Raw genomic sequence first — 24,142 nt, 5'->3', positions numbered from 1 at the left:
GGTGCTGTGCGGTCGGCGGACGGGGGTGAGGTGCGGCCGGCGGACGGGGGTGTGGTGCCGTCGGTGTGTGGGGGCGCCGTGCCGGGTGCGTACGTGGGTGGCGTGGCGTCCGGCTTCGAGGGGAGCGTGCGGTTCCTCGAAGGGGGCGTGCGGGGCGTGGGTGTGGGCGCCGTTTCGTCCTCGCCCCGCGCTCCCGTCCCTCGCCGTACCCTCATACGCATGACCAGCGACGACACCGCACGGCCCCGCTCCCTCGACACCCTTTCCGTCCTCACCCCCGAGCAGACCGACGCCGTTCTCGCCCTGCTCGCGGACGCCGCTCGCACCGACGGTCAGCAGGCGGTGTCCGAACAGGGCCGCCTGAACCTGCGGGGAGGCGCCCGCGAGGGCATCGCCCACCTGCTCCTGTCCACCGGCACCGAACTCGTCGGCTACGCCCAGCTGGAGGACACCGACCCGGTCGAGGCGCCGGCCGCGGAACTCGTCGTCCACCCCGCGCACCGGGGACACGGTCACGGGCGCGCCCTCGGTTCGGCTCTGCTCAGCGCCACCGGCAAGCGGCTGCGCGTGTGGGCGCACGGTGGGCATCCCGCCGCCCGGCATCTCGCGCAGGTCCTCGGTCTCACCCTGTTCCGCGAACTGCGCCAGATGCGCCGCACGTTGACGGACCTCAGCCTGCCCGAGCCCGTCCTGCCCGCCGGCGTCACCGTCCGCGCCTTCGTCCCCGGCAAGGACGACGCCGACTGGCTCGCCCTCAACGCCGCCGCGTTCGCCCACCACCCCGAGCAGGGCTCCCTCGTCCAGCGCGACCTCGACGCCCGCGTCGCCGAGCCCTGGTTCGACCCGGCCGGCTTCTTCCTCGCCTTCCGCGGCGACGAGCTCATCGGCTTCCACTGGACGAAGGTCCACGCCGCCGAACAGCTCGGCGAGGTCTACGTCCTCGGCGTGAAGCCCGGCGTCCAGGGGGGCGGGCTCGGCAAGTCCCTCACCACGATCGGGCTCCGCCATCTCGCCGGCCAGGGTCTGCCCACCGCCATGCTCTACGTCGACGCGGACAACAAGGCCGCGGTCGCCGTCTACGAACGCCTCGGTTTCCTCACGCATGAGACGGACCTGATGTACCGCGCCGAAAGCTGAGGACTCCGAAGGGCTGGGCGAACTGGGGGATCCAGGACGCCCAGGCGGACTGAAGGGGCCGGGCGGGCTGGGCAGTCCGGGTGAGCCGGGCGAACGGGAAGGGCCGGGGCAGCTGGGACGGCCGGGAAGCTCGGGCCAGCCCGGAGAGCCGGGAAGACCAGGACGGGTTGAGGGGCCGGGCCGGCGGGAAGGGGCGTGCGGTTCGAGAGGGCCGAGGGAGCTTGGCGAGCCGCGAAAGCCGTGAGAGCCGGGAAGACCTCGGAAGGCGGGACAGCCGGGAAGACCTCGGAGCCCCGGAAGGCCGGGACGAACTCGGCAGACCGGACGAGCCTGAGGCACCGGAAGAGCCGGAGGGACCGGAGGGGTGTGAGGCGCCGGAAGAGCCGGAGAGCCGGGACGAACTCGGCAGGCCGGAGGAGCCGGAGGGCCGGGAGGGGCGTTGCCCGAACGGCTGACGGGCCCGGCGTCCGAGGGGCTGCGGGGTCCACACCCCGCACGCCAGCACCGTCACCGCCAGCACCAGCGCCCACCTCCAGTGCGCCCCCGCCCAGTGCGGCTCGTCCGGCAGCGCGAACAGGCCCCACCGCGCCGGGATCATGACGGCCACGGCGACGGCCGTCAGCGTCCCGATCGCCGCCCCTCCCCCGGGCGTCGCGGCATCCGTGAACCGGACCCGTGCCGTCGCCACGGCCAACGCGGTCGTCGCCATCGCGCCGGCCTCCAGCGTGAGCGGCAGCAGAGGCGGCCGGGACCCCGCGGGCACCAGCAACACCGTCACCGTCCACCACAACGCCGCCAGCGGCACCGCCGCCACCAGCCGCAGCCCCACCCTCACCGGCCTCGGCACCGGCGCCGTCTCCGTCATCCCCCGGGCCCGGTCGTCCAACAAGAACGCCAGCCCCAGGGCCCCCAGCAGAGCGGTGACCCTCATCAGCATCAACCCCGACAACGCGTCCGGCGGCGCCTCCGCCACCCGCGCCGACGCGGCAAGCAGCAGCCCGGCACCGGCCGCCAGCGCGGGGGCCAGACGCGGCGTCGACCGCCAGGTGGGCCGAGCGAGAGCCGGCACCAGACGAGGTATCGAACGCCAGACGGACGGACCGGGCGTCGAGGGGACGGAGCCTGACGACGTGACGCCCTGCCCTGCCGGGGTACCTGAGTCGACCGGCGGAACCGGTACGCCCGCCGAAGCCGAACTGGCCTGGCCGTCCGGCGTCAAACTCACCAGCTCTGCATGGGTCGCCGGGGTCGCCGGGGTCGCCGGGGTCGCCGGGGTCGCCGGGGTCGCCGGGGTCGCCGGGGTCGCCGGGGTCGCCGGGGTCGCCGGGGTCGCCGGGGCAGTCTTCCTCACTCGCCGCACGTCTCTTCTCCCTTCGGTGCCTGCACGCCCAGCAGGCGCGCCGCGTCCGCCGTGCTCGTGCCGGGGGCGGTCAGTTCGGTCCAGTGGGCCTTGACCTTGGCCGTGACCTCGGCGCGGGGGCGGGTGAGGAGTTCGTTGACGACGGCGGTCTGCTGGGCCGTCAGGGCGATCGGGTCGGCGGGGGTGCGGACGACGGCGGAGCCCTCGGTGCTGTCGTCGATACGGAGGCTCCTGAACGTGTCCCTGGGGTTGGGCTCTCCCCCGAGGGTCAGCCACATGACGGTCACCGCACGGGCCCCGCACAACTGCTCCGCCGCCTGCTCCGACCCCGCGACCAGCACCGACGCGACACCGACCGCGAACTCGGAGACCCGGTTGCCGCCCCAGCGCGTGCCGATCGTGACGTCCCCCCGTGCCTTCTGGGGCGACAGCGCGGCGTCGCTCTCGACCCCGCCACTGACGTCCACGCGCTGGCGCACCGTCAGCGGCACGGTGAGACCGGCGTTGCCCTGGACCCGGTCCACGACCTGCGCCCACCGCCCGCGCTGGCCGTCCCACTCCGGGAACGAGCAGTACGTCGAGCCGCCGTACTCCTTGCACGACTGCACCTTCTCCGGGTGCTCGGTCGCCGTCCGCCTCGCCTCGGCCAGGGCCGCGCCACCGTCCGGCCGCTGCCCGAACGCGGCGGTCACGGTGACCGCGAGCGCCAGGACCGTCGCCGCCTTGACGACTCTGGTGCGACCGCCCTTGAGGATCATCGCCACGCAGGTGAGCAGCGCGCACAGGGCCGCCAGGTAGAGCGCGTGCCAGCCGGCGGGACGGCCCAGGAGGTCCGACGGAACCGGGATGCCCCCCGAGTTCCCGTCCGTGACGACCGGATAGAACCACTGCGACCAGTCACCGTCCAGCACCACCGGCCCCACGAGGGTGAGGTACGCGACCATCAGCAGCAGCACCGGCAGGAACGTCAGCGGCCACAGCCCCGCCAGCAGTATCCCGACGATCCCCGCCGCCAGCACCGTCAGCGGCCCCACCAGCAGCTCACCGACCGAGCCCGTCCCCACCGCGCCCGGCTTCAGCGCGGCGACGGTGAAGTCGATGCCGACGACCACCGCGGTGAACAGCGCGAACGGCACGATCGACAGGACGTGGGCCAGCGTGCGCCGCCAGGGCTCCATCGGCAGCATCCCGAACTGCTCGGCCGTCTTGTCCCTGCGCACCCTCAGCACCGCCGAGTTGGCGCTGATCAGGACGGCTAGGGCGAACAACTGCGGGAGGCCCTGGGTGTCCCGGTCCGCCATGTGCAGGACCGGGAAGTCGTTCATGCCCTCGGCCTTGAACAGCCGCATGGCGGTGAGGACGAGGTAGATGGCCGCGAACAGCAGCACCGGGATCTGGAACAGCATCTCGCGGGCCTCGAAGCGGGCCAGCGCGACGACCGAGCCGGCCCGACGGCCGCCAGTGGTCCGCGTCTCGGCCTCCGCGCGGGGCGTCACCGTGAGGGTGCTCATGCGGACACCTCCGCGCTCTCGCCGTCCAGGGTGAGCAAGTAGCCGTCCTCCAGGGTCGGTTCGAGGAGCGTGGCGCCCTTCGGCGGGTCGCCGATGTTGCGGAAGCTGCCCGTTCCGGTGCGCCAGCCGGCCAGCGCCGCCGGGTCCCGTCCGTCGCTGCTCCAGACCCGGCCGGCCGCCCGCGCGGTCAGCTCCGCCGGCGTGCCCTCGAAGCGGACGCGGCCCCGCGTCAGCACGATCACCCGGTGGCACAGCATCGCCACGTCCTCCGTCTGGTGCGTCGACAGCAGCACCGTCCGTCCCTCGCCCGCCTGCGCGATCAACTCCCTGAACCGCATCCGCTGTTCGGGGTCGAGGCCCACGGTCGGCTCGTCCAGCACCAGAAGCCCGGGGTCCCCCACCAGCGCCGCCGCGAGCGCGACCCGCTGCCGCATCCCGCCGGACAGCCTCTTCAGCCGCGTCCTGCGCACGTCGCTCAGGTCGACGGCCTCCAGCACCCGCCGCACCTCCCGGATCCGGTCGCCCCGGTCGTTCAGCTCCTTGAGGATCGCCACGTAGTCGACGAACTCGAACGCCGTGAAGTCCGGGTGGAACCCGGGGTTCTGCGGCAGGTAGCCCAGCGAGCGACGCAGCGCGAGCCGCCCCGCCCCCGTCCCCGGGTCGTGTCCCAGCGCCCTGAACTCCCCGCCGTCCGGCGGCACCGCCGTCGCCAGGACCCGCAGCAGCGTCGTCTTCCCGGCGCCGTTCGGCCCCAGCAGGCCGGTGACTCCCCTGCCGAGCCGCAGGGAGACGCCGTCCAGGGCGTGCGTCCCGCCGTAGCGCAGGGAGAGGCCGGTGGCCGTCAAGGTCGTGTCGGTGATGCCCGTCATGGGGTCCTCCGGATGGTGTGGTGGTCGGTGGGGCGCGGCGTCCGTCGCGTCGTCACATCGCCCCTCCTTCCTGGAAGCCGCCCATCGGGCGGATGTCGAAGCGGTCGCGGGACCGGTACAGGGCGAGGCCGGCGACGACGGCGATCACGGCGGCCACCGCCTGGCCCGGGACCGTGAAGGGCGCCAGCATGTCGTCGCCCCGGGACCGGGCGTACAGGAGGATCCCGACCCAGGTGGAGCTGGTGAGCACCGGCGCGATCACCGCGCCCAGGCGAGCCGTCAGGGCCAGGCCCGTCGCCGTCAGGGCAAGTGCCGGGACCAGCCAGGCCAGCGCCAGGAGCCCGTAGCCGGGGAGGGCCAGGGTGGCGAGGCCGTTGAGGGCCAGGCTGGCGGTGAGGACGGCGACCGTGCGGATCATCAGGAGCCGGAAGCCGTGCATCGGGGCGACCATCGCCATCTCGTACGTCGGGTCCATGGACCGTCCGAACGACACGGCCACGCCCGCCAGCGGCAGCAGCGGCGCCAGCGCCAGGAACAGCGCCGGGTTGTCGGCCGTCCGGACCATCAGGACCGTCATCACCAGGACGGACAGCACCGCGAACAGCCAGGACCGGCGCAGTATCGGCGTCGCCGTCAGCAGCCGCGCGGTGTGGCCGGCGACCCCGAGGCGTACCAGCAGCCCCTCGAACAGCCCCTGCCTCGGCGCGTCCAGCTCCGCGTCGAGCCGTTCCCAGCCCGCGTCCAGCGCGACCGGGTCGGCTTCCCTCGCGAGCGCGGCCCGGCACTGCTCGCACGATGCGAGGTGCGTGTCCGCCGACCACAGCATCGGCGCCGCCAGCTCGCCCCGCGCGTAAGCACGCAGTTCCTCTTCACCGACATGCCAGCTCATGCCGCGCTCCTTCCGTCGATCCGACCCGGTCCCGCCGTCGCGCCCCGCTGGGCGCCCCTGCTCGTCAGCGCCCTCACGTCAGCGCCTCCCTCAGTTGCTTGCGGGCCCGTAGCGCCCTTGTCTTGACCGTCCCCGCCGGGATGCCGAGGAGGGCGGCGGCCTCCCGGGTGCTCAGGCCGTCGATGACCGTGGCCTGGAGGACCGCGCGGAGTTCGGGCGAGAGGCGGGAGAGGGCGCCCGCGAGGTCGCCGTGCTCCACTCCCGTGAGGACGCGGTCCTCCGCGGACACTTCGTCGCGGTGGCGGAGCCGGGCCAGGGCCTGCCTGAGCCGGCCCCGGGCGCCGTCCCGGCGCAGGGCGTCGACGAGGCGGCGGGCGCCGATGCGCCACAGCCAGCCCGCCACGTCACCGTCCTCGTGATAGCGGGCCTTGCCCCGCCACACCGCGAGGAACGTCTCCTGCACGACGTCGTCCACCGTCCCGGCGTCCGAGCAGCGGCTGCGCAGTCGTGCTGCCAGCCACGGCGCGTATCGCCGGTACAGCTCCTCGAAGGCGTGACGGTCCCCGTCTGCCGCGATGGCCCGCAGCAGCTCTCCGTCACTTCGCGTTTCGCTCACACCCCCTCATCGCTTCGGCCCGTCCGATCGGTTCACGATCCGGCCAGAAATTTTTCCGACTCCTCGAAAGCCGGTCTGACCTGCGATTTTCCTTGTCCCCTTATATACGTGCTTGACGAGCCCGCCACCTTCCACCACCCTTTCACTACTCAATTAGTGAAAGGGTGGTGGAACCCGTGGTCGAATACCGCATCGACCGGCACAGCGGCGTGGCCACCTACGTCCAGATCGTCCAGCAGACCAAGCAGGCCCTCCGCCTCGGCCTGCTCCGCCCCGGCGACCGCCTCCCCACGGCCCGCGAGGTCGTCGAGGCCGCGGCCATCAATCCGAACACGGTGCTGAAGGCGTACCGCGAACTCGAAAGAGAAGGACTGGTGGAGGCCCGCCGCGGCCTCGGCACCTTCGTCCGCCGCACTCTCGGCACCGCTCCCGCCGACGACTCCCCTCTACGACGGGAACTCCACGGCTGGGCGGACCGGGCCCGGGACGCCGGCCTCGACCGCGACGACGTGGCGGCGCTCTTCACCGCCGTGCTCGACGAGCACTTCCCGACGACTGCCGAAGAAATTTCCCGAATCGGCCATGCCGGGACAGAACCGATCGGCCACCCGGATCCGATGAAGAGGACAGAAGCACCCGAACAAGCCGAACCGCCCCCGTCCTCTCTCTACGCACCATCCGAAACATCCGAGCCCCCCACAACCCGACGCCCCGCAACCACCCCGATCCGTGAGGAGAACCGCCCATGACCACCACCGACCCCCACCCCTACGCCCTCACGGCCACGGCATTAGGCAGACGCTTCGGCCACAAGGACACCTGGGCCCTGCGCGACTGCTCCTTCCACCTCCCCGCCGGCCGCGTCTGCGCGGTGGTCGGCCCGAACGGCGCCGGCAAGTCGACCCTCCTCGCCCTCGCGGCGGGCCTGCTGCCCCCGTCGGAAGGCACGCTGACCACCCTCGGCACGGCCCCCGCCCACGCCCGCTCCCGAGTGGGATACGTCGCCCAGGACAAGCCCCTGTACCCGCAGTTGACGGTGGCGCAGACGCTGCGGATGGGCGCGGACCTGAACCCCGCGCGCTGGGACGCGGACATAGCCGACCGGGTGGCCACCGGCCAGGGCCTCGACCCGGCCAAGCGGATCAGGTCCCTGTCCGGAGGCCAGCGCACCCGCGTCGCCCTCGCGCTGGCCCTCGGCAAGCGCCCCGACCTGCTCCTCCTGGACGAGCCGATGGCGGACCTCGACCCGCTGGCCCGGCACGAGCTGATGGCCACGCTGATGTCACAGGCCGCCCGTCACGGGACGACGATCGTGATGTCGTCCCACGTGGTGGCCGAACTGGAGGACTCCTGCGACTTCCTCCTCCTGCTCGGCGACGGCCGCGTCCGCCTCACCGGCGAGATCGACGACCTCCTCGACGCCCACGCCCGGGTCCAGGGCCCCGCCGAGACCTCGCCCCTCGCCCCGCACACGATCGTCGAGTCCCGCGTGACCGGCCGCCAGCTCACGGCCCTGATCCGCCGGGAAGACCCCCTCCCGCCCGACTGGCACGCGTCCCGCCCGACCCTGGAAGAACTCGTCCTCGCCCACCTCCGCAACCCCGCGTCACCCCCACAGCCCCGGCACACCCCGGCGGAAGGGGCAGCGGCATGACGAGGAACCCCGAGAACACACCGGCCCGGACACCGAACGAACCGCACCCGCCCACGGACGGGACGGCCCCGCCCCCGAGCGGAACCGATCAGACCCCGGACGAACCGACCCGGGTCTCGGACGGACCGACCCGAGCCCCCGGCACGGCGAACCGATCCACGGACGCCCCTGACCGAGCCCTCAGTCCGACGGACCGAACCCCGGAAGAGCCGGCCCACCCGCACACCACGACACCCCACACCCGAGCCTCGACACCCCACGCCCGCACCGAAGAACCCCCCGCGACCGCCCACCTCCGCTGGCTCCTCCGCCTGCACCGGCCCGCCCTCGCGACCTGGGCCGTCCTCGTCCTCGCCCTCACCGCGCTCCAGCTCGCGGGCTGGGTGCCCTTCGTCGACACGGCGTTGCGGAGTGCCCGGTACGGCGAGGGAGGGGTGCTGCGGCACGACGACCTGTTCGGTTACGCGACGACCGCGCTGTACGCCCTTCCGCTGATCGTGGGCGCCTGGTCCGGCGCGGCGCTGTTCGGCAGGGATCTGGAGAGCGGTACCGCGCGGCTGACGTGGAGTCAGGGAGTTTCGCCGATGCGCTGGCTGGCCGGAGGTCTGCTCGTGCCGGCCGTGGTGATCACCGCGAGCGCGGGAGCGCTGGTGGCGCTGCACCGGCTCACGTGGGTGGCGGGCGACAGCGAGTCCGTGCACGTGGGGCAGTGGTACGAGGAGGCGACCTTCTACACGAACGGCCCCACGGCGGTCGCGCTCGGCCTCGCGGGGCTGGCGGGCGGGGCGCTGGCGGGACTGCTGTTCCGCCGGACGCTGCCGGCGCTGGCCCTCGGCGCGGGGATCGCCCTCGCGGTGCGGGAGGCGACGGTGTGGGTGACGCCGTACCTGTGGCCGACGGTCACGGACACGACCAGTCTCCAGGCGGGGTACCGGAGTTCGGGGTTCGCGGCGTCGTACGGGGTCGTCACGTCGTCCGGGGCGCACGTCGCGGACCCCGGGTGCGGGCCGGTCGTCGCGGGCGGTTCCTGTCAGGCCGTGTACGACAAGGTGGACGGGGCCGGGTTCTACGTGACGTACCACCCGGAGTCCCACTTCTGGCCGCTCCAGCTCACCGGCACGGGGTTCGTGACGGTCGTCGCCGGGCTGCTGACGCTGGCCGCGTTCCTCGTCCTGCGCCGGACGACCGGACCGCTCGGGAGCGGCGTCCCGGGAGCGGGGGTGGGCGCGGGCGCGGTCAGGAAGAGCGCCCGCAGGATCGGCGCCCGGCTCAGCGGCGCACGGCCGAACGGCACGCGCAAGGACGGCACGCGCAAGGACCGCACGAGCCAGGCCGGCACGGGCCGGGACCTCACAGGCAGGGCCGGCACGCGCAAGGACAGCACCCGGAAGAACGGCGTCTCCGACGAGAGCGTCCTCAAGGAGGCCACCGCATGAGTGCCACCCTCACACCGCCCCGCAGGGACCTGCCGGAAGCCGTGGCCTCCGGGCGCGGGGGCCTGACCAGGACCGTCCTGCGGCTGCACCGCACGGCGTTGCTGGCCTGGACCGGGTTCGTGGTCGTGACCCTGGGTTGGCTCGTCTGGAGCGGCAAGGTCGACGCGCAGTCGATCCTGGACCACAAGCGCGCCTGTGACGACCTGTGCGCGTACGCCTATGAGGCGCACAGGTACAGCGTCGGGCTGGACCGTGCCGGGCTCGTGATCGGGTACGCGTCGCTCGGTGTCGCCGCGTTCGCGGGCGGGGCGCTGATCGGGCGGGAGCTGGAGTCGGGGACGGCGCATCTCGCGTGGACGCAAGGGGTGTCACCGGCCCGCTGGCTGGTGGCGAAGCTCGCGGTGCCGGCGGTGGCGGTCGTCGCGGGGTCGGCCGTCCTGGTCGCCGTGTACCGCTGGACCCGGAGGACGAGCGACGCGCTGCTCTACAACAAGGGCTGGTCGGAGCCCGGCGCGTTCGTGGCGAGCGGGCCGGCGACCACCGCGTACGCCCTGTGCGCGCTGGCGCTCGGCGCGCTGGCGGCGCTGCTGATCGGCCGCACGCTCCCGGCCCTCGCGGCGGGGTTCACGGCGACGGCGCTGCTCCAGGGGACCCTGTTCGCCGTCCGCCCCGATCTGTGGCCGGCGAAGACCGTCACCACGACGACCTGGCCGGAGGTCCTGAACAGCTCCTGGAGGCTCGCGTCGCACGGTGACACGACGACCTACCACCCCAGGTCGCACTTCTGGCCCCTGCACCTGATGGAGACCGGCCTCGTCCTCACGGTGACCGTGGCAGCCACCGCAGCGGCCTTCTGGACACTCCACCGCCGGACGACTCCCGGCCGGCAAGCAGAAACCGCACGGCCTCCTCAGGCCCGAGCGGCACGCAACCGCCCTGCTCCCGGCCCCCACCCCGCCGCCGACGCCGATCCCGGCTCAAGTTCCCGTTCGGGAAGTACGCAGCCGGACACTCCCCCTCGGCGACAACGACCACTTCCAGGTCATTCGTGACCCCGAGTGAACGATTCATAGACATACAGCGCCCCGTCCCAATCAAAAACGATCACGTTCTCGTCAGGAGGTTCCACAGATGTCATCGCCGCCCCCGTCGCCCTGTACCGCGCGCCCCTTGATGCCCCATCCTGTACGGCACCCCGGACGCCAGGACAGTCACCCCCGCCCGAACACCCCCCGCTATCCCGCACGTCATGTCTCCGTAACCGGTGATTCAGACGGGCTTGCGACGCTCAAGCAATGAACCAGGCCGTGCCCGAGCCTTCGCCGCCGCCCGAGGGTCTTCCCCCCACGAAACGCACGAATCCCACGGATCCCGCGGCGCTGCCCTCCGCGGGCGGCGCCGCCCCCCTCCCGCCCGCACGTTCCGACGCGCCCGTCCTGCCCCATGCGCGGAAGAATGGGTTTATGAGCCAGTCCAACGCCCAGGCAGAAGTCCAGCACGCACAGCCCTCGGTGGGGTCCATAGCGGCGCACCGGCCGCACACGGTGTCCCACTCGACGGTGTCCGACCTGGAACCCGACATCGACGCCGACCTCGACGGGTACGAGGAGGGCGGCGAGGAGCTGCCGCAGGGCAGGTTCCTGGACCGGGAGCGCAGCTGGCTCGCGTTCAACGAGCGGGTGCTTGAGCTGGCCGAGGACCCGAACACGCCGCTGCTGGAGCGGGCCAACTTCCTGGCCATCTTCGCGAGCAACCTGGACGAGTTCTTCATGGTCCGGGTGGCGGGCCTGAAGCGAAGGATCGCGACCGGCGTCGCAACACGCTCCGCGTCCGGCCTCCAGCCGCGCGAGGTGCTGGAGATGATCTGGGCGCGCTCGCGCGAGCTGATGGCCCGGCACGCCGCCGCGTACCACGAGGACGTCGCCCCCGCGCTCGCGGAGGAGGGCATCCACCTGGTCCGCTGGAACGAGCTGGCGGAGAAGGAGCAGGCCCGCCTGTTCACCCTGTTCCGGCACCAGATCTTCCCCGTCCTCACCCCTTTGGCGGTCGACCCGGCGCATCCTTTCCCGTACATCTCCGGCCTCTCGTTGAACCTCGCGGTCGTCGTGCGCAACCCGGTCAGCGGGCACAAGCACTTCGCGCGCGTGAAGGTGCCGCCGCTGCTGTCGCGGTTCCTGGAGAGTTCGCCCGGCCGGTACGTCCCGATCGAGGACGTCATCGGCGCGCACCTGGAGGAGCTGTTCCCGGGGATGGAGGTGCTGGAGCACCACGCGTTCCGCCTCACCCGCAACGAGGACCTGGAGGTCGAGGAGGACGACGCGGAGAACCTGCTCCAGGCGCTGGAGAAGGAGCTGATGCGGCGCCGCTTCGGCCCGCCGGTCCGCCTGGAGGTCGAGGAGTCCATCGACCGCGAGGTGCTCGACCTGCTGGTGCGCGAGCTGAAGATCTCCGAGGCGGAGGTCTACCCGCTGCCGGGCCCGCTCGACCTGACCGGCCTGTTCCGCATCCACGGTCTGGACCGCCCCGAGCTGAAGTACCGCAAGTTCGTCGCCGGCACGCACCGCGACCTCGCCGAGGTGGAGTCGGCGTCCGCGCCGGACATCTTCGCGGCGCTGCGCGAGCGGGACGTGCTGCTGCACCACCCGTACGACAGCTTCTCGACGTCCGTGCAGGCGTTCATCGAGCAGGCCGCCGAGGACCCGGACGTCCTGGCGATCAAGCAGACCCTGTACCGCACGTCCGGTGACTCGCCGATCGTCAACGCGCTGATCGACGCGGCCGAGTCGGGCAAGCAGGTGCTGGTCCTCGTCGAGATCAAGGCCCGGTTCGACGAGCACGCCAACATCAAGTGGGCGAAGAAGCTGGAGGAGGCGGGCTGCCACGTCGTCTACGGCCTGGTCGGGCTGAAGACGCACTGCAAGCTGTCGCTCGTCGTCCGCCAGGAGGGCGAGACGCTGCGCCGCTACAGCCACGTCGGCACCGGCAACTACCACCCGAAGACGGCCCGCCTGTACGAGGACCTGGGCCTGCTCACCGCGGACCCGCAGGTCGGCGCCGACCTCTCCGACCTGTTCAACCGGCTCTCCGGGTACTCGCGCCGCGAGACCTACCGCCGGCTGCTGACCGCGCCGAAGTCGCTGCGGGACGGCCTCGTCTCCCGCATAGACAAGGAGACCCAGCACCACCGCGCGGGCCGCCCGGCGTACGTCAAGATCAAGGTCAACTCGATGGTGGACGAGGCGGTCATCGACGCGCTGTACCGCGCGTCGCAGGCCGGCGTCCCGGTCGACGTGTGGGTGCGCGGCATCTGCGCGATCCGCCCCGGCGTCCCGGGCCTCTCGGACAACGTCCGGGTGCGTTCCATCCTCGGCCGGTTCCTGGAGCACTCGCGCGTGTTCGCCTTCGGCAACGGCGGCGAGCCCGAGGTGTGGTTCGGCAGCGCCGACATGATGCACCGCAACCTGGACCGCCGTATCGAGGCCCTGGTCCGGGTCACCGACCCCGGTCACCGCGCCGCCCTCAACCGCATGCTGGAGACCGGCATGTCCGACACGACCGCCTCCTGGCACCTCGGCCCCGACGGCGAGTGGACCCGGCACGCCACCGACGCCGAGGGCCAGCCCCTGCGCAACATCCAGGAGATGCTCATAGACGCCCGGAGGCGCCGGCGTGGCACGACGACACCCTGACCCGACGAACACGGCCACGGGCGCGCACCCGGCCGAGGAGAGGCCCGGCACGGCGACGCCGGGCGGCGCGTACGGGGAGGTACGCGCCGCCGCCCACGCGGACGACCGTCCGGCCGTCCACCCCGGCACGCCCGCCCCCGGCGACCCCCTCGCCCCGGGCACGGCACCCGCCCCCGGCGACACCCTCACGACGCCCGCCGCCCCCGCCACCGGCGACACCCTCGCCGCCTACCTCCGCGCCCAGGCCACCGAATTCCTCCGCGCCCTGCGCCTGCACCGGGAGACCGGCGCGGGCGCGGCGGCCCCCGCGGGCGACGCCCTGGACGCGGCCAGGGCCCTGCGCCGCTCGGCCCGCAGGATCAGCGGCAGCCTGCACACCTTCCGCCCCCTCCTGGACGCCGACTGGTCGGAACAGATCCGCCCCGAGCTCGCCTGGCTCTCCGGCACCCTGGCCCTGGAGCACGCCTGCGAGGCCCGCCTGGAACGCCTCCTCCTGGCCCTGCACCGCCTCTCGGGCGCCCCCCTCCTGCCGGGCCAGCCGACGACGTCCACCCGCAAGCCCGCACCCCCCGCGCCCGCGGCGACCACCACCCCCACCACCTCCACCCCCCGCACCCCCACCGCCGGCACCCTCGACACACCCCCCGAACGCGGCACCCTGACCGTCGGCGCGGCCAAAGCCGGCGCCCTCCTCGACCGCCAGCTCACCCTCGCCCGCACCAGGGCCCACAGCACAGCCCTCCAGGCCCTCGGCTCCAGCCGCTTCCACGCGGTCGCCGACAAGATCGCCTTACTGGCGAGCGAGGTCCCCCTCGCCCCCCAGGCGCAGGTCACCCCGCTGAAACCCCTGGCAGGCGCGGCGGAGGAGCGCCTGACGGCGGCGATCTCGACCCTGCCGCTGCTCACCGCGGGCAGCCCGTACAACGCGGAGGCCCTGATCCACGGCCTCTCCCCGGACACGGCCCCGCACCCCCAGGACGCCCCGTGGCACCAGGTCCGCCTGCTGCTGCGCCTGCACCGGTACGCCCTGGAGGCGCTGGGCGAGCCCCTGCCGGACGTCCGTCTCCAGCAGGCGGGCGAGGCCCTGGACCGGCACCGGGACGCGTCGGAGGCGGCAGCGGCGGCGGCCCACGCGGCCCGCACGCCGAGGATCGCCCCGGCGACGGCGTACGCGCTGGGCGTCCTGCACGCGGACCAGCGGCATGAGGTCGAGGCCGCCAGGTACGCGTTCCAGCAGAGCTGGCAGACGCGCACGCTGACACCGTCGCCGTAAGGAACAGAGGCGAACCTCATGAACACGGGCACCATCCAGGCAGCCGGCTGCGTCCTGTGGCGCACCTCCCCGATCGACGGCACCCCCGGAGACGCCTTGGAGGTGTGCCTCGTCCACCGCCCCAAGTACGACGACTGGTCGCACCCCAAAGGCAAGCTGAAACGCGACGAGCACCCCCTGGACGGCGCCCTGCGCGAGGTCGAGGAGGAGACGGGCTACACGGCGACCCCCGGCGCCCGTCTCCACACCCTCGAATACGAGGTCCACGGCCGCCCCAAACGCGTCCACTACTGGGCCGCCCGTGCGACCGCCGGCGCTTTCGTCCCCAACGACGAGGTGGACCGCATCCTCTGGCTCCCCCCGGCGGCGGCGCGAACCCGCCTCACCCAGCCGAGGGACAGGGACCTCGTCGACGCGCTCCTGACCTCGCTCCGGCGCCCGCCCGTGTCCTCGACGTAAGCGTTCCGTGACCTAACCACACCGCCTTCAGGGGTTCACCCGCCGTTCATATGAGCCCATCGGCGGCTTCACCTGTTCTGCTTAATTTCGGCCTTGTACGGCACGGAACGCAGAACGACGGACGTTTCCGGGCCACCAAGCCTCGCACGCCGCCGGATTCAGGACGGCGGCTCCCGGAAGGATCTCCCTCAAGTGAAGCTTCAGCGCAAGAACCGGCGGGCTCTCGCTCTCGGCGCTCTCGCCGTCTCCGGCGCCCTGGCCCTCACGGCGTGCGGCTCGGACGACACCGGCAGCAAGGGCAGCGACAGCAGCTCCTCCGCGGCCACGTCGAACAGCTCGGTCAAGTGTGACGACGCCAAGGGCCAGCTCCTCGCCGACGGCTCGTCCGCGCAGAAGAACGCGATCGACGCGTGGGTGAAGAACTTCACCCAGGCGTGCTCCGGCGTCCAGGTCAACTACAAGGGCTCCGGCTCCGGCGCGGGCATCACCGCGTTCACGCAGGGCACGGTCGCCTTCGCCGGCTCCGACTCCGCGCTGAAGCCCGACGAGGTCACCGCCTCCAAGAAGGTCTGCTCCGGCGGCCAGGGCATCGACCTCCCGATGGTGGCCGGCCCGATCTCCGTCGCCTACAACCTGTCCGGCGTGGACAACCTGGTGCTCGACGCCCCGACGATCGCGAAGATCTTCAAGGGCGACATCACCAAGTGGAACGACCCGGCGATCGTGAAGCTGAACCCGAGCGCCAAGCTCCCCGACCTGAAGATCCAGGCGTACCACCGCTCCGACGAGTCGGGTACGACGGACAACTTCACGAAGTACCTGAAGGCCGCCGCCCCCTCGGAGTGGACCTTCTCCGGCGGCAAGGCGTGGCAGGCCAAGGGCGGCCAGTCGGCGCAGGGCTCCTCCGGCGTGGCCGGCGGCGTCAAGCAGACCAACGGCGCGATCGGCTACATGGAGCTGTCGTACGCGAAGGACGGCCTGAACTCGGTCGCCATCGCCACCGGCGCGGCCACCCCGGTCAAGGCGTCCTCGGACGGCGCGACGAAGGCCGTCGCCGCCGCCCAGGTCGTCGGCACCGGCTCCGACCTGTCGCTGAAGCTCGACTACACCACCAAGGCCGAGGGCGCGTACCCGATCACCCTGGTGACGTACGAGATCGTCTGCGACAAGGGCAACAAGTCCGCGACGCTGCCGGCCACGAAGGCGTTCCTGCGCTACATCGCCTCCACCGACGGCCAGGGCGTCCTGTCGGGCATCGACTACGCGCCGATCCCCGACGCGATCATCACGAAGGTCCGTTCCACCATCGAGGGCCTGAGCTGATCTGACGGCACGGCCCGGGGAGCGCGTCTTCCCGGGCCGTGCCTTCCGGTGCACCGCCGCCCGGAGCCCACCCGGCTCCCGCAGACCGGAGAACCTCCATGGACACGACACAGATAACCGACGCCCCACCCCCCACGGACAGCCCCGCCCCGCAGGCCCGCCGCAAGGGCCCCGGCCGCATGGGCGACAAGATCTTCCTCGGCCTCTCGCGCGGCTCCGGCATCTTCCTGCTGGTCATCATGGCCGCGATCGCCATCTTCCTGACGTACCGCGCGGTCCTCGCGATCAACAAGGACGACGGGAACTTCCTCACCACCTTCGAGTGGAACACCGGCATCGTCCCGCCGAAGTTCGGCATCGCGGTCCTGGCGTTCGGCACGATCGTCTCGTCGCTGATCGCGATGCTCATCGCGGTCCCGGTCGCCGTCGCCATCGCGCTGTTCCTCACCCACTACGCCCCCCGCCGGCTGCGCGGCCCGATCGCCTACGTGATCGACCTGCTCGCCGCGGTGCCGTCCATCGTGTACGGCCTGTGGGGCGCCCTGATCCTCGTACCGCACCTGAACGGGCTGTTCGGGTGGCTGAACGACTACCTCGGCTGGACGGGCCTGTTCGCGTGGGACGAGGGTCCGGCGCGCTCGCTGCTGACCGTCTCGATCCTGCTGGCGATCATGATCCTGCCGATCATCACGAACGTCAGCCGTGAGGTCTTCGGGCAGGTCCCGCAGATGCACGAGGAGGCGGCGCTCGCCCTCGGCGCGACGCGCTGGGAGGTCATCCGCATGGCCGTCCTGCCGTTCGGCCGCTCCGGTGTGATCTCGGCGTCGATGCTGGGCCTCGGCCGCGCGCTCGGCGAGACGATGGCCGTCGCGACGGTCCTCTCCCCCGACTTCGACATCCACGCCAGCCTCCTCAACCCCGGCGGCGGCACCTTCGCCCAGAACATCGCCAGCAAGTTCAGCGAGGCGGACGACTTCGGCCGGGACGCGCTGATCGCCTCCGGTCTGGTCCTGTTCGTCATCACGCTGCTGGTCAACGGCGCGGCCCGGCTGATCATCGCCCGCCGCAAGGAGTACTCGGGGGCCAACGCATGAGCACCGCGACCGTCAAGAACTCCCTGCGCGGGGCGAGCCTGCCGAGGTGGACGCCGTGGGCGATCGCCGCCGGTTCCGTCGCGCTCGGCCTCGCCGTCAGCGCCGTCGCCGGGCTCGACAGCGACATCCAGTGGGCCCTGATGGCGGGCGTCTTCTTCGTCGCCGGCACGTACGCCGTCGCGGCGAAGGTGGAGGGCCCCCGGCAGGCCAAGGACCGGGTCGCGACCAGCTTCGTGTGGGTCGCCTTCCTCCTCGCGCTGATCCCGCTGGCGTCCCTCGTCTGGTCGACCGTCCAGCGCGGTGTGAAGGTCCTCGACTTCTACTTCCTGTCCCACTCGATGGGCGTCGTCGCCGACTCCGAGCCCGGCGGCGGGATCTACCACGCGATCATCGGCAGCCTCGAACAGGTCGGCCTCGGCACGCTCATCGGTGCCCCGGTCGGTGTGCTCACCGCGATCTACCTGGTGGAGTACGGACGCGGCAAGCTCGCCAAGACCGTCACCTTCTTCGTCGACGTCATGACGGGCATCCCGTCGATCGTCGCGGGTCTGTTCATCCTCAGTCTCATGCTGATCTTCGAGATGCAGCCGTTCGGCTTCGCCGGCTCGCTGGCGCTCGCGATCCTGATGATGCCGGTGGTGGTCCGCTCGACGGAGGAGATGCTGAAGCTCGTCCCCAACGAGCTGCGTGAGGCGTCCCTCGCGCTCGGCGTCCCGAAGTGGCGGACGATCCTCAAGGTCGTCCTGCCGACCGCGATCGGCGGCATCACGACCGGCGTCATGCTGGCCGTCGCCCGTATCGCCGGTGAGACGGCCCCGGTACTGCTGCTGGTGTTCGGGAACCCGTTCATCAACAACAACCCCTTCGAGGGCGCTCAGGAGTCACTGCCGCTGTACATCTACAAGCAGTACTCGCAGAGCGCGGGCTCCGAGGCGGCGTTCAACCGCGCCTGGGCCGCGTCCCTGACGCTGATCGCGTTCGTGATGATCCTCAACCTGGTGGCGCGCGGCATCGCCCGCTGGAAGGCCCCGAAGTCCGGTCGCTGACGGCGGCCCTCAGTCAGCGACTGTTTGGAAGTGAAGTAGACATGGCGAAGCGAATCGACGTAAGCGGTCTGACCGCCTACTACGGCTCCCACAAGGCGATCGAGGACATCTCGATGACCGTGGAGCCCCGCACGGTGACCGCGTTCATCGGCCCCTCCGGCTGCGGCAAGTCGACGTTCCTGCGCACCCTCAACCGCATGCACGAGGTGACCTCCGGCGGGCGCGTCGAGGGCAAGGTCCTCCTCGACGACGAGGACCTGTACGGCCCCGGCATCGACCCCGTGTCGGTGCGCCGCGAGGTCGGCATGGTCTTCCAGCGCCCCAACCCCTTCCCCACGATGTCCATCTTCGACAACGTCGCCGCGGGCCTGCGCCTCAACGGCGACTACAAGAAGAGCGAACTCGCCGACATCGTCGAGAAGTCCCTCAAGGGCGCGAACCTCTGGAACGAGGTCAAGGACCGCCTCAACAAGCCCGGTTCCGGCCTCTCGGGCGGTCAGCAGCAGCGGCTGTGCATCGCCCGCGCGATCGCGGTCGAGCCGAAGGTCCTCCTGATGGACGAGCCCTGCTCGGCCCTCGACCCCATCTCCACCCTCGCCATCGAGGACCTGATCGGCGAGCTGAAGGAACGCTTCACGATCGTCATCGTCACCCACAACATGCAGCAGGCCGCCCGCGTCTCCGACCGCACCGCCTTCTTCAACCTCGCGGCCGTCGGCCAGCCCGGCAAGCTCATCGAGATCGACGACACCGAGCGCATCTTCTCCAACCCCTCCGTCCAGGCCACCGAGGACTACATCTCCGGCCGCTTCGGCTGACCCGAACCCCTCGCGGTGCTGCATGGCGGTGCCACCGCGAGGCCGCAAAAGGGCCCGCCCCCTGTCTCGGGGGCGGGCCCACGCGCGTCCGGTGTCGACTCTGTACGACGCCGCCGCACGATGGACACGGCCCCGAAGGCAGGAACGGATCGCGAGCTCCAGACCAGTCCCAGCAGCCCGAGCAGTTCATCGACGCCGCCCTGGAGATCGCCCGCCCCCTCAACGGCCGACGCCGCCCCGCCCCCGGATCCCGTCGAGGATCGAGCGCGCACCCTGGCCGATCAGCTCGGCAGCCAAGGCCGCACCGATCTTCTCCGCATCCCCGGTCGGGCCGGACAGACTGCCCGAGACCCGCCGGGCCCCGTCGAGCGACGTCACCTGGGCGTACAGCAACAAGTCGCCGCCCGCGCCGGTCTCCGCGTACGCCCCCACAGGGACACTGCACCCACCGTGCAGTTCAGCGAGCAACGCCCGTTCCGCTCGTACCTGGGCGTCGACCGCCAGATCCCCCACGCCGGAGAGGATCACCGCGAGTTCGGCATCGCCCTCCCGCACCTGAACACCGAGAGCCCCCTGCCCTGGCGACGGCGGAAAAAGGTCCAACGGCAGCAACTCACCGATCGCGTCCTCCAGCCCCAGGCGCCGAAGCCCCGCCACAGCGAGCACCACCGCATCCAGCCCCATGGTCTCGACCTTCTTCAACCGAGGCGGCACGTTCCCCCGGATCGGAACGACTTCAAGATCAGGGCGCACGGCCAGAAGCTGAGCAACCCGCCGCGGAGCACCGGTACCGACCCGAGCCCCCTTTCGCAGACCCGCCAGCGTGGACCCGCACAGCGCATCCCGGACATCCTCACGACCAGGAGGCGGAAGCAGGGTCAGCCCAGGCGGGTTCGCCGTCGGCAAGTCCTTCAGCGAATGGACGACCACATCCACCTCGCCCCTGCTCAACGCCGCTTCCTGCGCAGAGCTGAACGCGCTGCCACCGCTGATTGCCGAAACGTCGGAGAGCTGCGACCGTCGGTCCTTGTCGCCGCCTTCGAGAGAAAACGAGGACGAAGCAGATCGAGGTACTGGCGAACCTGGGATTTCACCAAGTTACTTGCCCGTGAACCGACCCGATACGTCGTCACATCAATCAACTTCCGGCAGACAATGGTTCGTCAATTCACCGTACACCTAAGCCTGTTGGACATTTTTCGACTCGCCGTCGGTAACGCGCCGCCGGGTCTATAAATTGAGGAAAAGCCGAAGCCCCCACTCCGGGAGTGAGGGCTTCGCAAGTTCAGTCACTCGTTCTCGATAGCCTCGAAGATGTCGGAGTCAGTCTCCTTCTGCCAGTCCGGCAGGTCGGGCCAGTCGGCGACGTAGCCGGGTTTCGGGTCCTCGAAGTGCCGGTACATCTGGGCGGTCCAGCAGACGGCGACGAACCGCCCCTTCTGCTCCCTCGACAGGCGGGACGCGTGCCCGGCACTCACTTCGAGGAACTGGTGCACCTGGCTGTACACGGCTTCCGCAGCCTCGCGCTCCCAGTCGGGCATGTCCTCCCATGGAGTCACGTAGCTCGGCTTGGGCTCGCCGGGGAAGTGCTTCCTGACCCCCGCGATCCACGCTTCCCGGAAGATCCGCGAGCCGTTGTTCTCGGACATCCGTCCCCTCTCGTCACACTGTCAGGGTGCCGATCTCGGCCTTCAGCTCGGTGATTCGTCTGTCCCGGCCGAAGGTGATCAGCTCAGCAGTCAGGTTCTGGAGTCTATGGGCGATGTATCCGGAGTTGGACGCCCGAGCCAGGAGAAGGGCTTCGTGACCGTACTGCACGACCTGTTCGGGGTCCTTACGTCTGGCGCCGATGACTGCGAGGTCAGTGAGCGCAGCCCCTCTGCGCCGGAAGGACGCGCCGGAGACCAGTGGCTTCTGAGCGAGTGCCGTCAACAGGGCCTCCTCCGCCAAGTCCAGTTGATCGAGCTGCAAGTACCGGGCGCCGCGCTCTTCCGCGAGACGCGAGCCATCGAAGCGAAGCCATCCTCCGTTGGATGCTTGTCCCCGTAGGCCCGCCACCTTCTGAGCTTCGTCGATTGCTTCCTTGCACGCGTCAATGTCGCGGAGCCACGCGTACGCCTCCGCTTGGACCGAGGCTGCCCAATACCTCGTCGAGAGATTTCGATCTCCCTGGAGAGCTATTCGACGCGCCACGCCAAGGGTTTCAGCAGCTCTCACATAACGCTTCTCCGAAAGATCCACGTAAGCGATTCGGATCAAGGCACAGGCCCAGAGATCAAACGATTTGGCTTCCCGACTCGCAGTGGCAGCCAAGGCATAGGAAGCGGCTGCTTCCCCATACCGGTTCGCATCGAATGCCAACTCGCCAGCAAGTTGATAGAGATCTGCGGCGGCGACACAGAAAGAGGAGAAGGGGATTCCCCCCTCGGAAAGGGTTTCATTCAGCGTCGAGAGCTGCGTTCGCACAACGGGGTACACCGACTGTTTGGTGCGAGCAAGCTGATACACCTGCCACAGGTGCCCGTTCATGAGGTCGAAGCCGTCCGTACTGCCATGCGATCCAGCCTCACTCAGAGCATCTGGCGTGCTGGCCGGCGTGGCGGCGAGCGTGCCTGAAACCGTCATGAGGCGCAGGAACTCACGTCGGATCATCTCGTCTGCATCCCCTGGACTGTGACGGGTACTGGGCGATGGCCCCTCTGCCTCCTCGGGAGTTCCGGCCGCGTTCAACAGAGCGTCGAGGTCTTCGAGATCCATTCGTAGCAGCGCGGCCATCTTTGGCCGCTGGGGAGGCTGAGGCTCCCCTTTACCGGTCTCCCAACGCCCGACGGTGCGTCGGTCGACTGCCATCGCCTCGGCGAAACTTTCCTGGGTGAAGCCCTGAGCTTTACGCCTCTCGGCGAGACTCATACGGGACTCCTTCCCTTGGATCTTGTCCATCCAACTATGGCGCACGTCTCATGTCCCAGAGATGTCCCAACACTGGCCCATGAACGCCGTGGTCCGCAGCCGTTTCGCTCGGAATGCTGATTCCAGCCCGTGAACTGCCCGAACTCGGCAGGAAGGGCGACCTCCTGACCCCCAACCCCCACGGAGGACAGCGTGACAACTCTTGCCTTGCAGGGCATGAACGCCCCCGCGATACGGCGCGAAGCGTTACGCGTCCTCGGCGTGGCTGGCGCCGAGTCACCTCAGCGGGGAATGCCGCGGGCGGGGAGCTTGGGGAAAGCCATGGAACATCCGGACCGTTTCGTCGTCTCGTGCTCCCGTGAGCCTCAGCGGGTGGGGCAGATGCGCCGGATCGGCGCCGCCCACCTGAGGAAGTGGGGGCTCAACTCCGTTGTGGACACGGCCAGTCTGCTGATCAGCGAGCTGGTCACCAATGCCGTCCGGTACGGCACGGAGGACATCACGTTCTCCATGTCGCACCGGGCGGGCGAGATCACCATCGAGGTGGCGGACGGGTCCTCCGAGTTCCCCCGGGTCCGGCAGCCGACGGCCGACGGGGAGAGCGGCCGGGGCATGTTCCTCGTCGAGGCTCTGGCCGACCGGTGGGGCACCAGTGAGGACGGCGCCCGCACGTGGTGCTCGATCGCCGCACCGCAGTTGGAGGAGACGATCCGCCATTCCCGTCCGGCGTCTTTCCTTCCGGTCGGGCGCGAGACCCCTCCACCTCACCTGCCGAAGGGACACCCGAACGACGTGAGTCCGGAGGTGTTCGATCTGGTCGGCGCCATCGGAGAAGGAGCCGAGGTTGGCCAGGACGTGATTCTGCGTCCTGCGGACCCCGATCGAGGCCGGAGCATCGGCGACGACTCGTCCTCCCATGACCACCTGTGAGGCGGGAATGACTGCAAGCTGGCCAACTCCTTTGGCTCGCATGCCTTCGACCGCGACTCTGGGCGCGGTCGTCACGATGCTTTCCCCGGCCGGCGTCCGAGTCGGCGACCGCATATGGCTCTACGACATCTTTCTGAGGATCGCCGACCTGCGCGCGACGCAGGACGGTGCCGGAAGGGTGCTGATCTTCGAGGGGCGCGACCCCTTCGTCATGCGTGGCCGCATGGCCGTCTGCCGCCAGATCGAGCGGAGTTCGACCGGCATGCGCTGAGGCGCAACCCGAGGAAGTGAGGCGCAGATGAGCGACGTGGGACAAAAGGTGAAGCGACTCATCCGCCGGTACGGGTGGATCACCTGCCTGGGCGTGGTCGCCGCAGGTTCCATCTCTCTTCTCACTTCGGCCATTCTCGGCCGCCTGTGAAGCTCCCGTTCGGTCGCGGGCTGGTCGGCGATCCGCGACCGGATGGGCCTCAACTCCCCCTGTAAATAAGGGGGTTCCCCGTCCCGGCGGTCAGTTCGAACCAGGGACAGGCCGAGCGCCGCCGGGACGGGTTCCACCCCATCTCATGGAAGGGGCACCACCAGTATGACCATCACGTTCGAAGTTCCGGGCGGCGTGCGGACGCGAGACCCCCGCGAACTCCTCAACGCCGTACGTCCGTACGTCAAGGAGCGGCTGTACAACATCTTCGAGGCTCCCGGTGCGCAGGGCATCGACCTGTACGAGCGGGAGGTCCGTCTTCTGCTCCGCGACAGTGTCGCCGTCCGTAGCCTGGCAGAACGCATTCTCGACCAGGCGGTGGCCTACCTGGTCACGGCCATGGAGAACCCCGGTGTCGACATCGGCCCCGGATACACGGTCGACCTCGGCATTCACCAGATCATCCTGGACACGCCCGTGTACTTCGCGTTCTGCGAGCTCTACAACGACGGCCGGTACAAGCACCACGCCCCGCTCGTCGAGCGACGGCGCGACGGAACGGTCATGCGGACGGCCGAACTCATCCGCGCGAACGGCTTCGACGTCGACCTCGAACTGTGGGAGGTCGACGCGGCCGAATGCGGCCCGTGCGATGACAAGGTGCCCGACAGCCACTGACCACACCCGGTAACGTGCGCTGCCCCTGC

Annotated in this window: 22 protein-coding genes and 1 pseudogene; 15 read left to right on the top strand and 8 right to left on the bottom strand. The window is 70.7% G+C overall.

Annotation, left to right across the window (positions count from 1 at the left end; translation table 11 throughout):
* Positions 1 to 219 precede the first annotated feature (219 nt).
* Positions 220 to 1,137 (top strand): mycothiol synthase, encoded by a 918-nt coding sequence (gene mshD / locus IAG44_RS22235; RefSeq protein ID WP_187748823.1) that lies wholly within the window; start codon positions 220 to 222, stop codon positions 1,135 to 1,137.
* Here mshD and IAG44_RS22230 read toward each other — a convergent pair.
* The 5 genes from IAG44_RS22230 to IAG44_RS22205 all read right to left on the bottom strand — a co-directional run bounded on the left by IAG44_RS22230 (position 1,097) and on the right by IAG44_RS22205 (position 6,382).
* The gene (locus IAG44_RS22230) at positions 1,097 to 2,206 is read right to left on the bottom strand and encodes a hypothetical protein (RefSeq protein WP_187748822.1); all 1,110 of its coding nucleotides are present in this window, start codon (positions 2,204 to 2,206) and stop codon (positions 1,097 to 1,099) included. The genes mshD and IAG44_RS22230 overlap by 41 nt on opposite strands.
* A gap of 278 nt (positions 2,207 to 2,484) precedes the next feature.
* A complete protein-coding gene (locus IAG44_RS22220) occupies positions 2,485 to 4,008 on the bottom strand; it encodes an ABC transporter permease (RefSeq protein ID WP_187748821.1) in 1,524 nt (507 codons plus the stop codon).
* Positions 4,005 to 4,877 (bottom strand): ABC transporter ATP-binding protein, encoded by an 873-nt coding sequence (locus IAG44_RS22215; RefSeq protein WP_187748820.1) that lies wholly within the window; start codon positions 4,875 to 4,877, stop codon positions 4,005 to 4,007. Before IAG44_RS22215 ends, IAG44_RS22220 begins: the two co-directional genes overlap by 4 nt.
* 52 nt (positions 4,878 to 4,929) lie before the next feature.
* Positions 4,930 to 5,766, bottom strand: a complete 837-nt coding sequence (locus IAG44_RS22210; RefSeq protein ID WP_187748819.1) for a cupin domain-containing protein — start codon at positions 5,764 to 5,766, stop codon at positions 4,930 to 4,932.
* 73 nt (positions 5,767 to 5,839) lie between these two features.
* Entirely contained in the window at positions 5,840 to 6,382 is a 543-nt protein-coding gene (locus tag IAG44_RS22205; protein WP_187748818.1) for an RNA polymerase sigma factor, read from the bottom strand.
* Between the two features lie 176 nt (positions 6,383 to 6,558).
* Here IAG44_RS22205 and IAG44_RS43655 point away from each other — a divergent pair.
* The 11 genes and pseudogenes from IAG44_RS43655 to pstB all read left to right on the top strand — a co-directional run.
* Positions 6,559 to 6,933, top strand: a pseudogene (locus tag IAG44_RS43655) (GntR family transcriptional regulator); the annotation flags it as partial.
* Positions 6,934 to 7,127: 194 nt separating this feature from the next.
* Complete coding sequence (locus tag IAG44_RS22195; protein WP_187748816.1) at positions 7,128 to 8,036, top strand: ABC transporter ATP-binding protein; 909 nt, start codon at positions 7,128 to 7,130, stop codon at positions 8,034 to 8,036.
* Positions 8,033 to 9,472: a hypothetical protein gene (locus IAG44_RS22190; RefSeq protein WP_187748815.1), complete on the top strand. Its 1,440-nt coding sequence runs from the start codon at positions 8,033 to 8,035 to the stop codon at positions 9,470 to 9,472. The genes IAG44_RS22195 and IAG44_RS22190 overlap by 4 nt, the downstream gene beginning before the upstream one ends.
* Complete coding sequence (locus IAG44_RS22185) at positions 9,469 to 10,524, top strand: hypothetical protein (RefSeq protein WP_187748814.1); 1,056 nt, start codon at positions 9,469 to 9,471, stop codon at positions 10,522 to 10,524. Before IAG44_RS22190 ends, IAG44_RS22185 begins: the two co-directional genes overlap by 4 nt.
* 411 nt (positions 10,525 to 10,935) lie before the next feature.
* Positions 10,936 to 13,161, top strand: coding sequence for an RNA degradosome polyphosphate kinase (locus IAG44_RS22180; RefSeq protein ID WP_187748813.1), 2,226 nt, complete (start codon positions 10,936 to 10,938; stop codon positions 13,159 to 13,161).
* Entirely contained in the window at positions 13,142 to 14,434 is a 1,293-nt protein-coding gene (locus tag IAG44_RS22175) for a CHAD domain-containing protein (protein ID WP_187748812.1), read from the top strand. The genes IAG44_RS22180 and IAG44_RS22175 overlap by 20 nt, the downstream gene beginning before the upstream one ends.
* A gap of 18 nt (positions 14,435 to 14,452) precedes the next feature.
* Entirely contained in the window at positions 14,453 to 14,893 is a 441-nt protein-coding gene (locus IAG44_RS22170) for an NUDIX hydrolase (protein WP_187748811.1), read from the top strand.
* Between the two features lie 192 nt (positions 14,894 to 15,085).
* Positions 15,086 to 16,216 carry a phosphate ABC transporter substrate-binding protein PstS gene (gene pstS, locus IAG44_RS22165; RefSeq protein ID WP_187748810.1) on the top strand — a complete coding sequence of 377 codons (1,131 nt, stop codon included), beginning with the start codon at positions 15,086 to 15,088 and terminating at the stop codon, positions 16,214 to 16,216.
* Between the two features lie 98 nt (positions 16,217 to 16,314).
* Positions 16,315 to 17,310, top strand: a complete 996-nt coding sequence (gene pstC, locus IAG44_RS22160) for a phosphate ABC transporter permease subunit PstC (protein ID WP_187748809.1) — start codon at positions 16,315 to 16,317, stop codon at positions 17,308 to 17,310.
* Positions 17,307 to 18,356: a phosphate ABC transporter permease PstA gene (gene pstA / locus IAG44_RS22155; protein WP_187748808.1), complete on the top strand. Its 1,050-nt coding sequence runs from the start codon at positions 17,307 to 17,309 to the stop codon at positions 18,354 to 18,356. The genes pstC and pstA overlap by 4 nt, the downstream gene beginning before the upstream one ends.
* Positions 18,357 to 18,397: 41 nt before the next feature.
* Entirely contained in the window at positions 18,398 to 19,174 is a 777-nt protein-coding gene (pstB, locus tag IAG44_RS22150) for a phosphate ABC transporter ATP-binding protein PstB (RefSeq protein ID WP_187748807.1), read from the top strand.
* Between the two features lie 219 nt (positions 19,175 to 19,393).
* Here the strand turns inward: pstB and hemC are convergent, their stop codons facing one another.
* From hemC to IAG44_RS22135, 3 genes are all read right to left on the bottom strand, one after another.
* Entirely contained in the window at positions 19,394 to 20,167 is a 774-nt protein-coding gene (gene hemC, locus IAG44_RS22145; RefSeq protein WP_246564262.1) for a hydroxymethylbilane synthase, read from the bottom strand.
* A gap of 296 nt (positions 20,168 to 20,463) precedes the next feature.
* Positions 20,464 to 20,823 (bottom strand): hypothetical protein, encoded by a 360-nt coding sequence (locus IAG44_RS22140; RefSeq protein WP_187748806.1) that lies wholly within the window; start codon positions 20,821 to 20,823, stop codon positions 20,464 to 20,466.
* A 13-nt stretch (positions 20,824 to 20,836) separates the two neighbouring features.
* Entirely contained in the window at positions 20,837 to 22,084 is a 1,248-nt protein-coding gene (locus IAG44_RS22135; protein ID WP_187748805.1) for a helix-turn-helix transcriptional regulator, read from the bottom strand.
* A 321-nt stretch (positions 22,085 to 22,405) separates the two neighbouring features.
* On the opposite strand from IAG44_RS22135, the gene IAG44_RS43650 reads away from it, so the two are divergent.
* From IAG44_RS43650 to IAG44_RS22120, 3 genes are all read left to right on the top strand, one after another.
* On the top strand, positions 22,406 to 23,014 hold the full coding sequence (locus tag IAG44_RS43650; protein ID WP_246561965.1) for an ATP-binding protein: 609 nt from the start codon (positions 22,406 to 22,408) through the stop codon (positions 23,012 to 23,014).
* Between the two features lie 40 nt (positions 23,015 to 23,054).
* The gene (locus IAG44_RS22125; RefSeq protein ID WP_187748804.1) at positions 23,055 to 23,285 is read left to right on the top strand and encodes a hypothetical protein; all 231 of its coding nucleotides are present in this window, start codon (positions 23,055 to 23,057) and stop codon (positions 23,283 to 23,285) included.
* A gap of 315 nt (positions 23,286 to 23,600) precedes the next feature.
* A complete protein-coding gene (locus tag IAG44_RS22120; protein WP_187748803.1) occupies positions 23,601 to 24,113 on the top strand; it encodes a hypothetical protein in 513 nt (170 codons plus the stop codon).
* The last annotated feature ends 29 nt before the right edge of the window (positions 24,114 to 24,142 follow it).

Origin of the sequence: Streptomyces roseirectus, from assembly GCF_014489635.1 — a bacterium.
GTDB lineage: Bacteria > Actinomycetota > Actinomycetes > Streptomycetales > Streptomycetaceae > Streptomyces > Streptomyces roseirectus.
Note: the sequence above shows the minus strand (reverse complement) of the source record. Positions and strands in the feature narration are given on the sequence as shown.

Coding starts and splice junctions, on each gene's coding strand:
- mshD (WP_187748823.1), top strand. CDS start 220: ATGACCAGCGACGACACCGCACGGCCCCGCTCCCTCGACACCCTTTCC.
- IAG44_RS22220 (WP_187748821.1), bottom strand. CDS start 4,008: ATGAGCACCCTCACGGTGACGCCCCGCGCGGAGGCCGAGACGCGGACC.
- IAG44_RS22215 (WP_187748820.1), bottom strand. CDS start 4,877: ATGACGGGCATCACCGACACGACCTTGACGGCCACCGGCCTCTCCCTG.
- IAG44_RS22210 (WP_187748819.1), bottom strand. CDS start 5,766: ATGAGCTGGCATGTCGGTGAAGAGGAACTGCGTGCTTACGCGCGGGGC.
- IAG44_RS22195 (WP_187748816.1), top strand. CDS start 7,128: ATGACCACCACCGACCCCCACCCCTACGCCCTCACGGCCACGGCATTA.
- IAG44_RS22190 (WP_187748815.1), top strand. CDS start 8,033: ATGACGAGGAACCCCGAGAACACACCGGCCCGGACACCGAACGAACCG.
- IAG44_RS22185 (WP_187748814.1), top strand. CDS start 9,469: ATGAGTGCCACCCTCACACCGCCCCGCAGGGACCTGCCGGAAGCCGTG.
- IAG44_RS22180 (WP_187748813.1), top strand. CDS start 10,936: ATGAGCCAGTCCAACGCCCAGGCAGAAGTCCAGCACGCACAGCCCTCG.
- IAG44_RS22170 (WP_187748811.1), top strand. CDS start 14,453: ATGAACACGGGCACCATCCAGGCAGCCGGCTGCGTCCTGTGGCGCACC.
- pstC (WP_187748809.1), top strand. CDS start 16,315: ATGGACACGACACAGATAACCGACGCCCCACCCCCCACGGACAGCCCC.
- pstA (WP_187748808.1), top strand. CDS start 17,307: ATGAGCACCGCGACCGTCAAGAACTCCCTGCGCGGGGCGAGCCTGCCG.
- pstB (WP_187748807.1), top strand. CDS start 18,398: ATGGCGAAGCGAATCGACGTAAGCGGTCTGACCGCCTACTACGGCTCC.
- IAG44_RS22140 (WP_187748806.1), bottom strand. CDS start 20,823: ATGTCCGAGAACAACGGCTCGCGGATCTTCCGGGAAGCGTGGATCGCG.
- IAG44_RS22135 (WP_187748805.1), bottom strand. CDS start 22,084: ATGAGTCTCGCCGAGAGGCGTAAAGCTCAGGGCTTCACCCAGGAAAGT.
- IAG44_RS43650 (WP_246561965.1), top strand. CDS start 22,406: ATGGAACATCCGGACCGTTTCGTCGTCTCGTGCTCCCGTGAGCCTCAG.
- IAG44_RS22125 (WP_187748804.1), top strand. CDS start 23,055: ATGCCTTCGACCGCGACTCTGGGCGCGGTCGTCACGATGCTTTCCCCG.
- IAG44_RS22120 (WP_187748803.1), top strand. CDS start 23,601: ATGACCATCACGTTCGAAGTTCCGGGCGGCGTGCGGACGCGAGACCCC.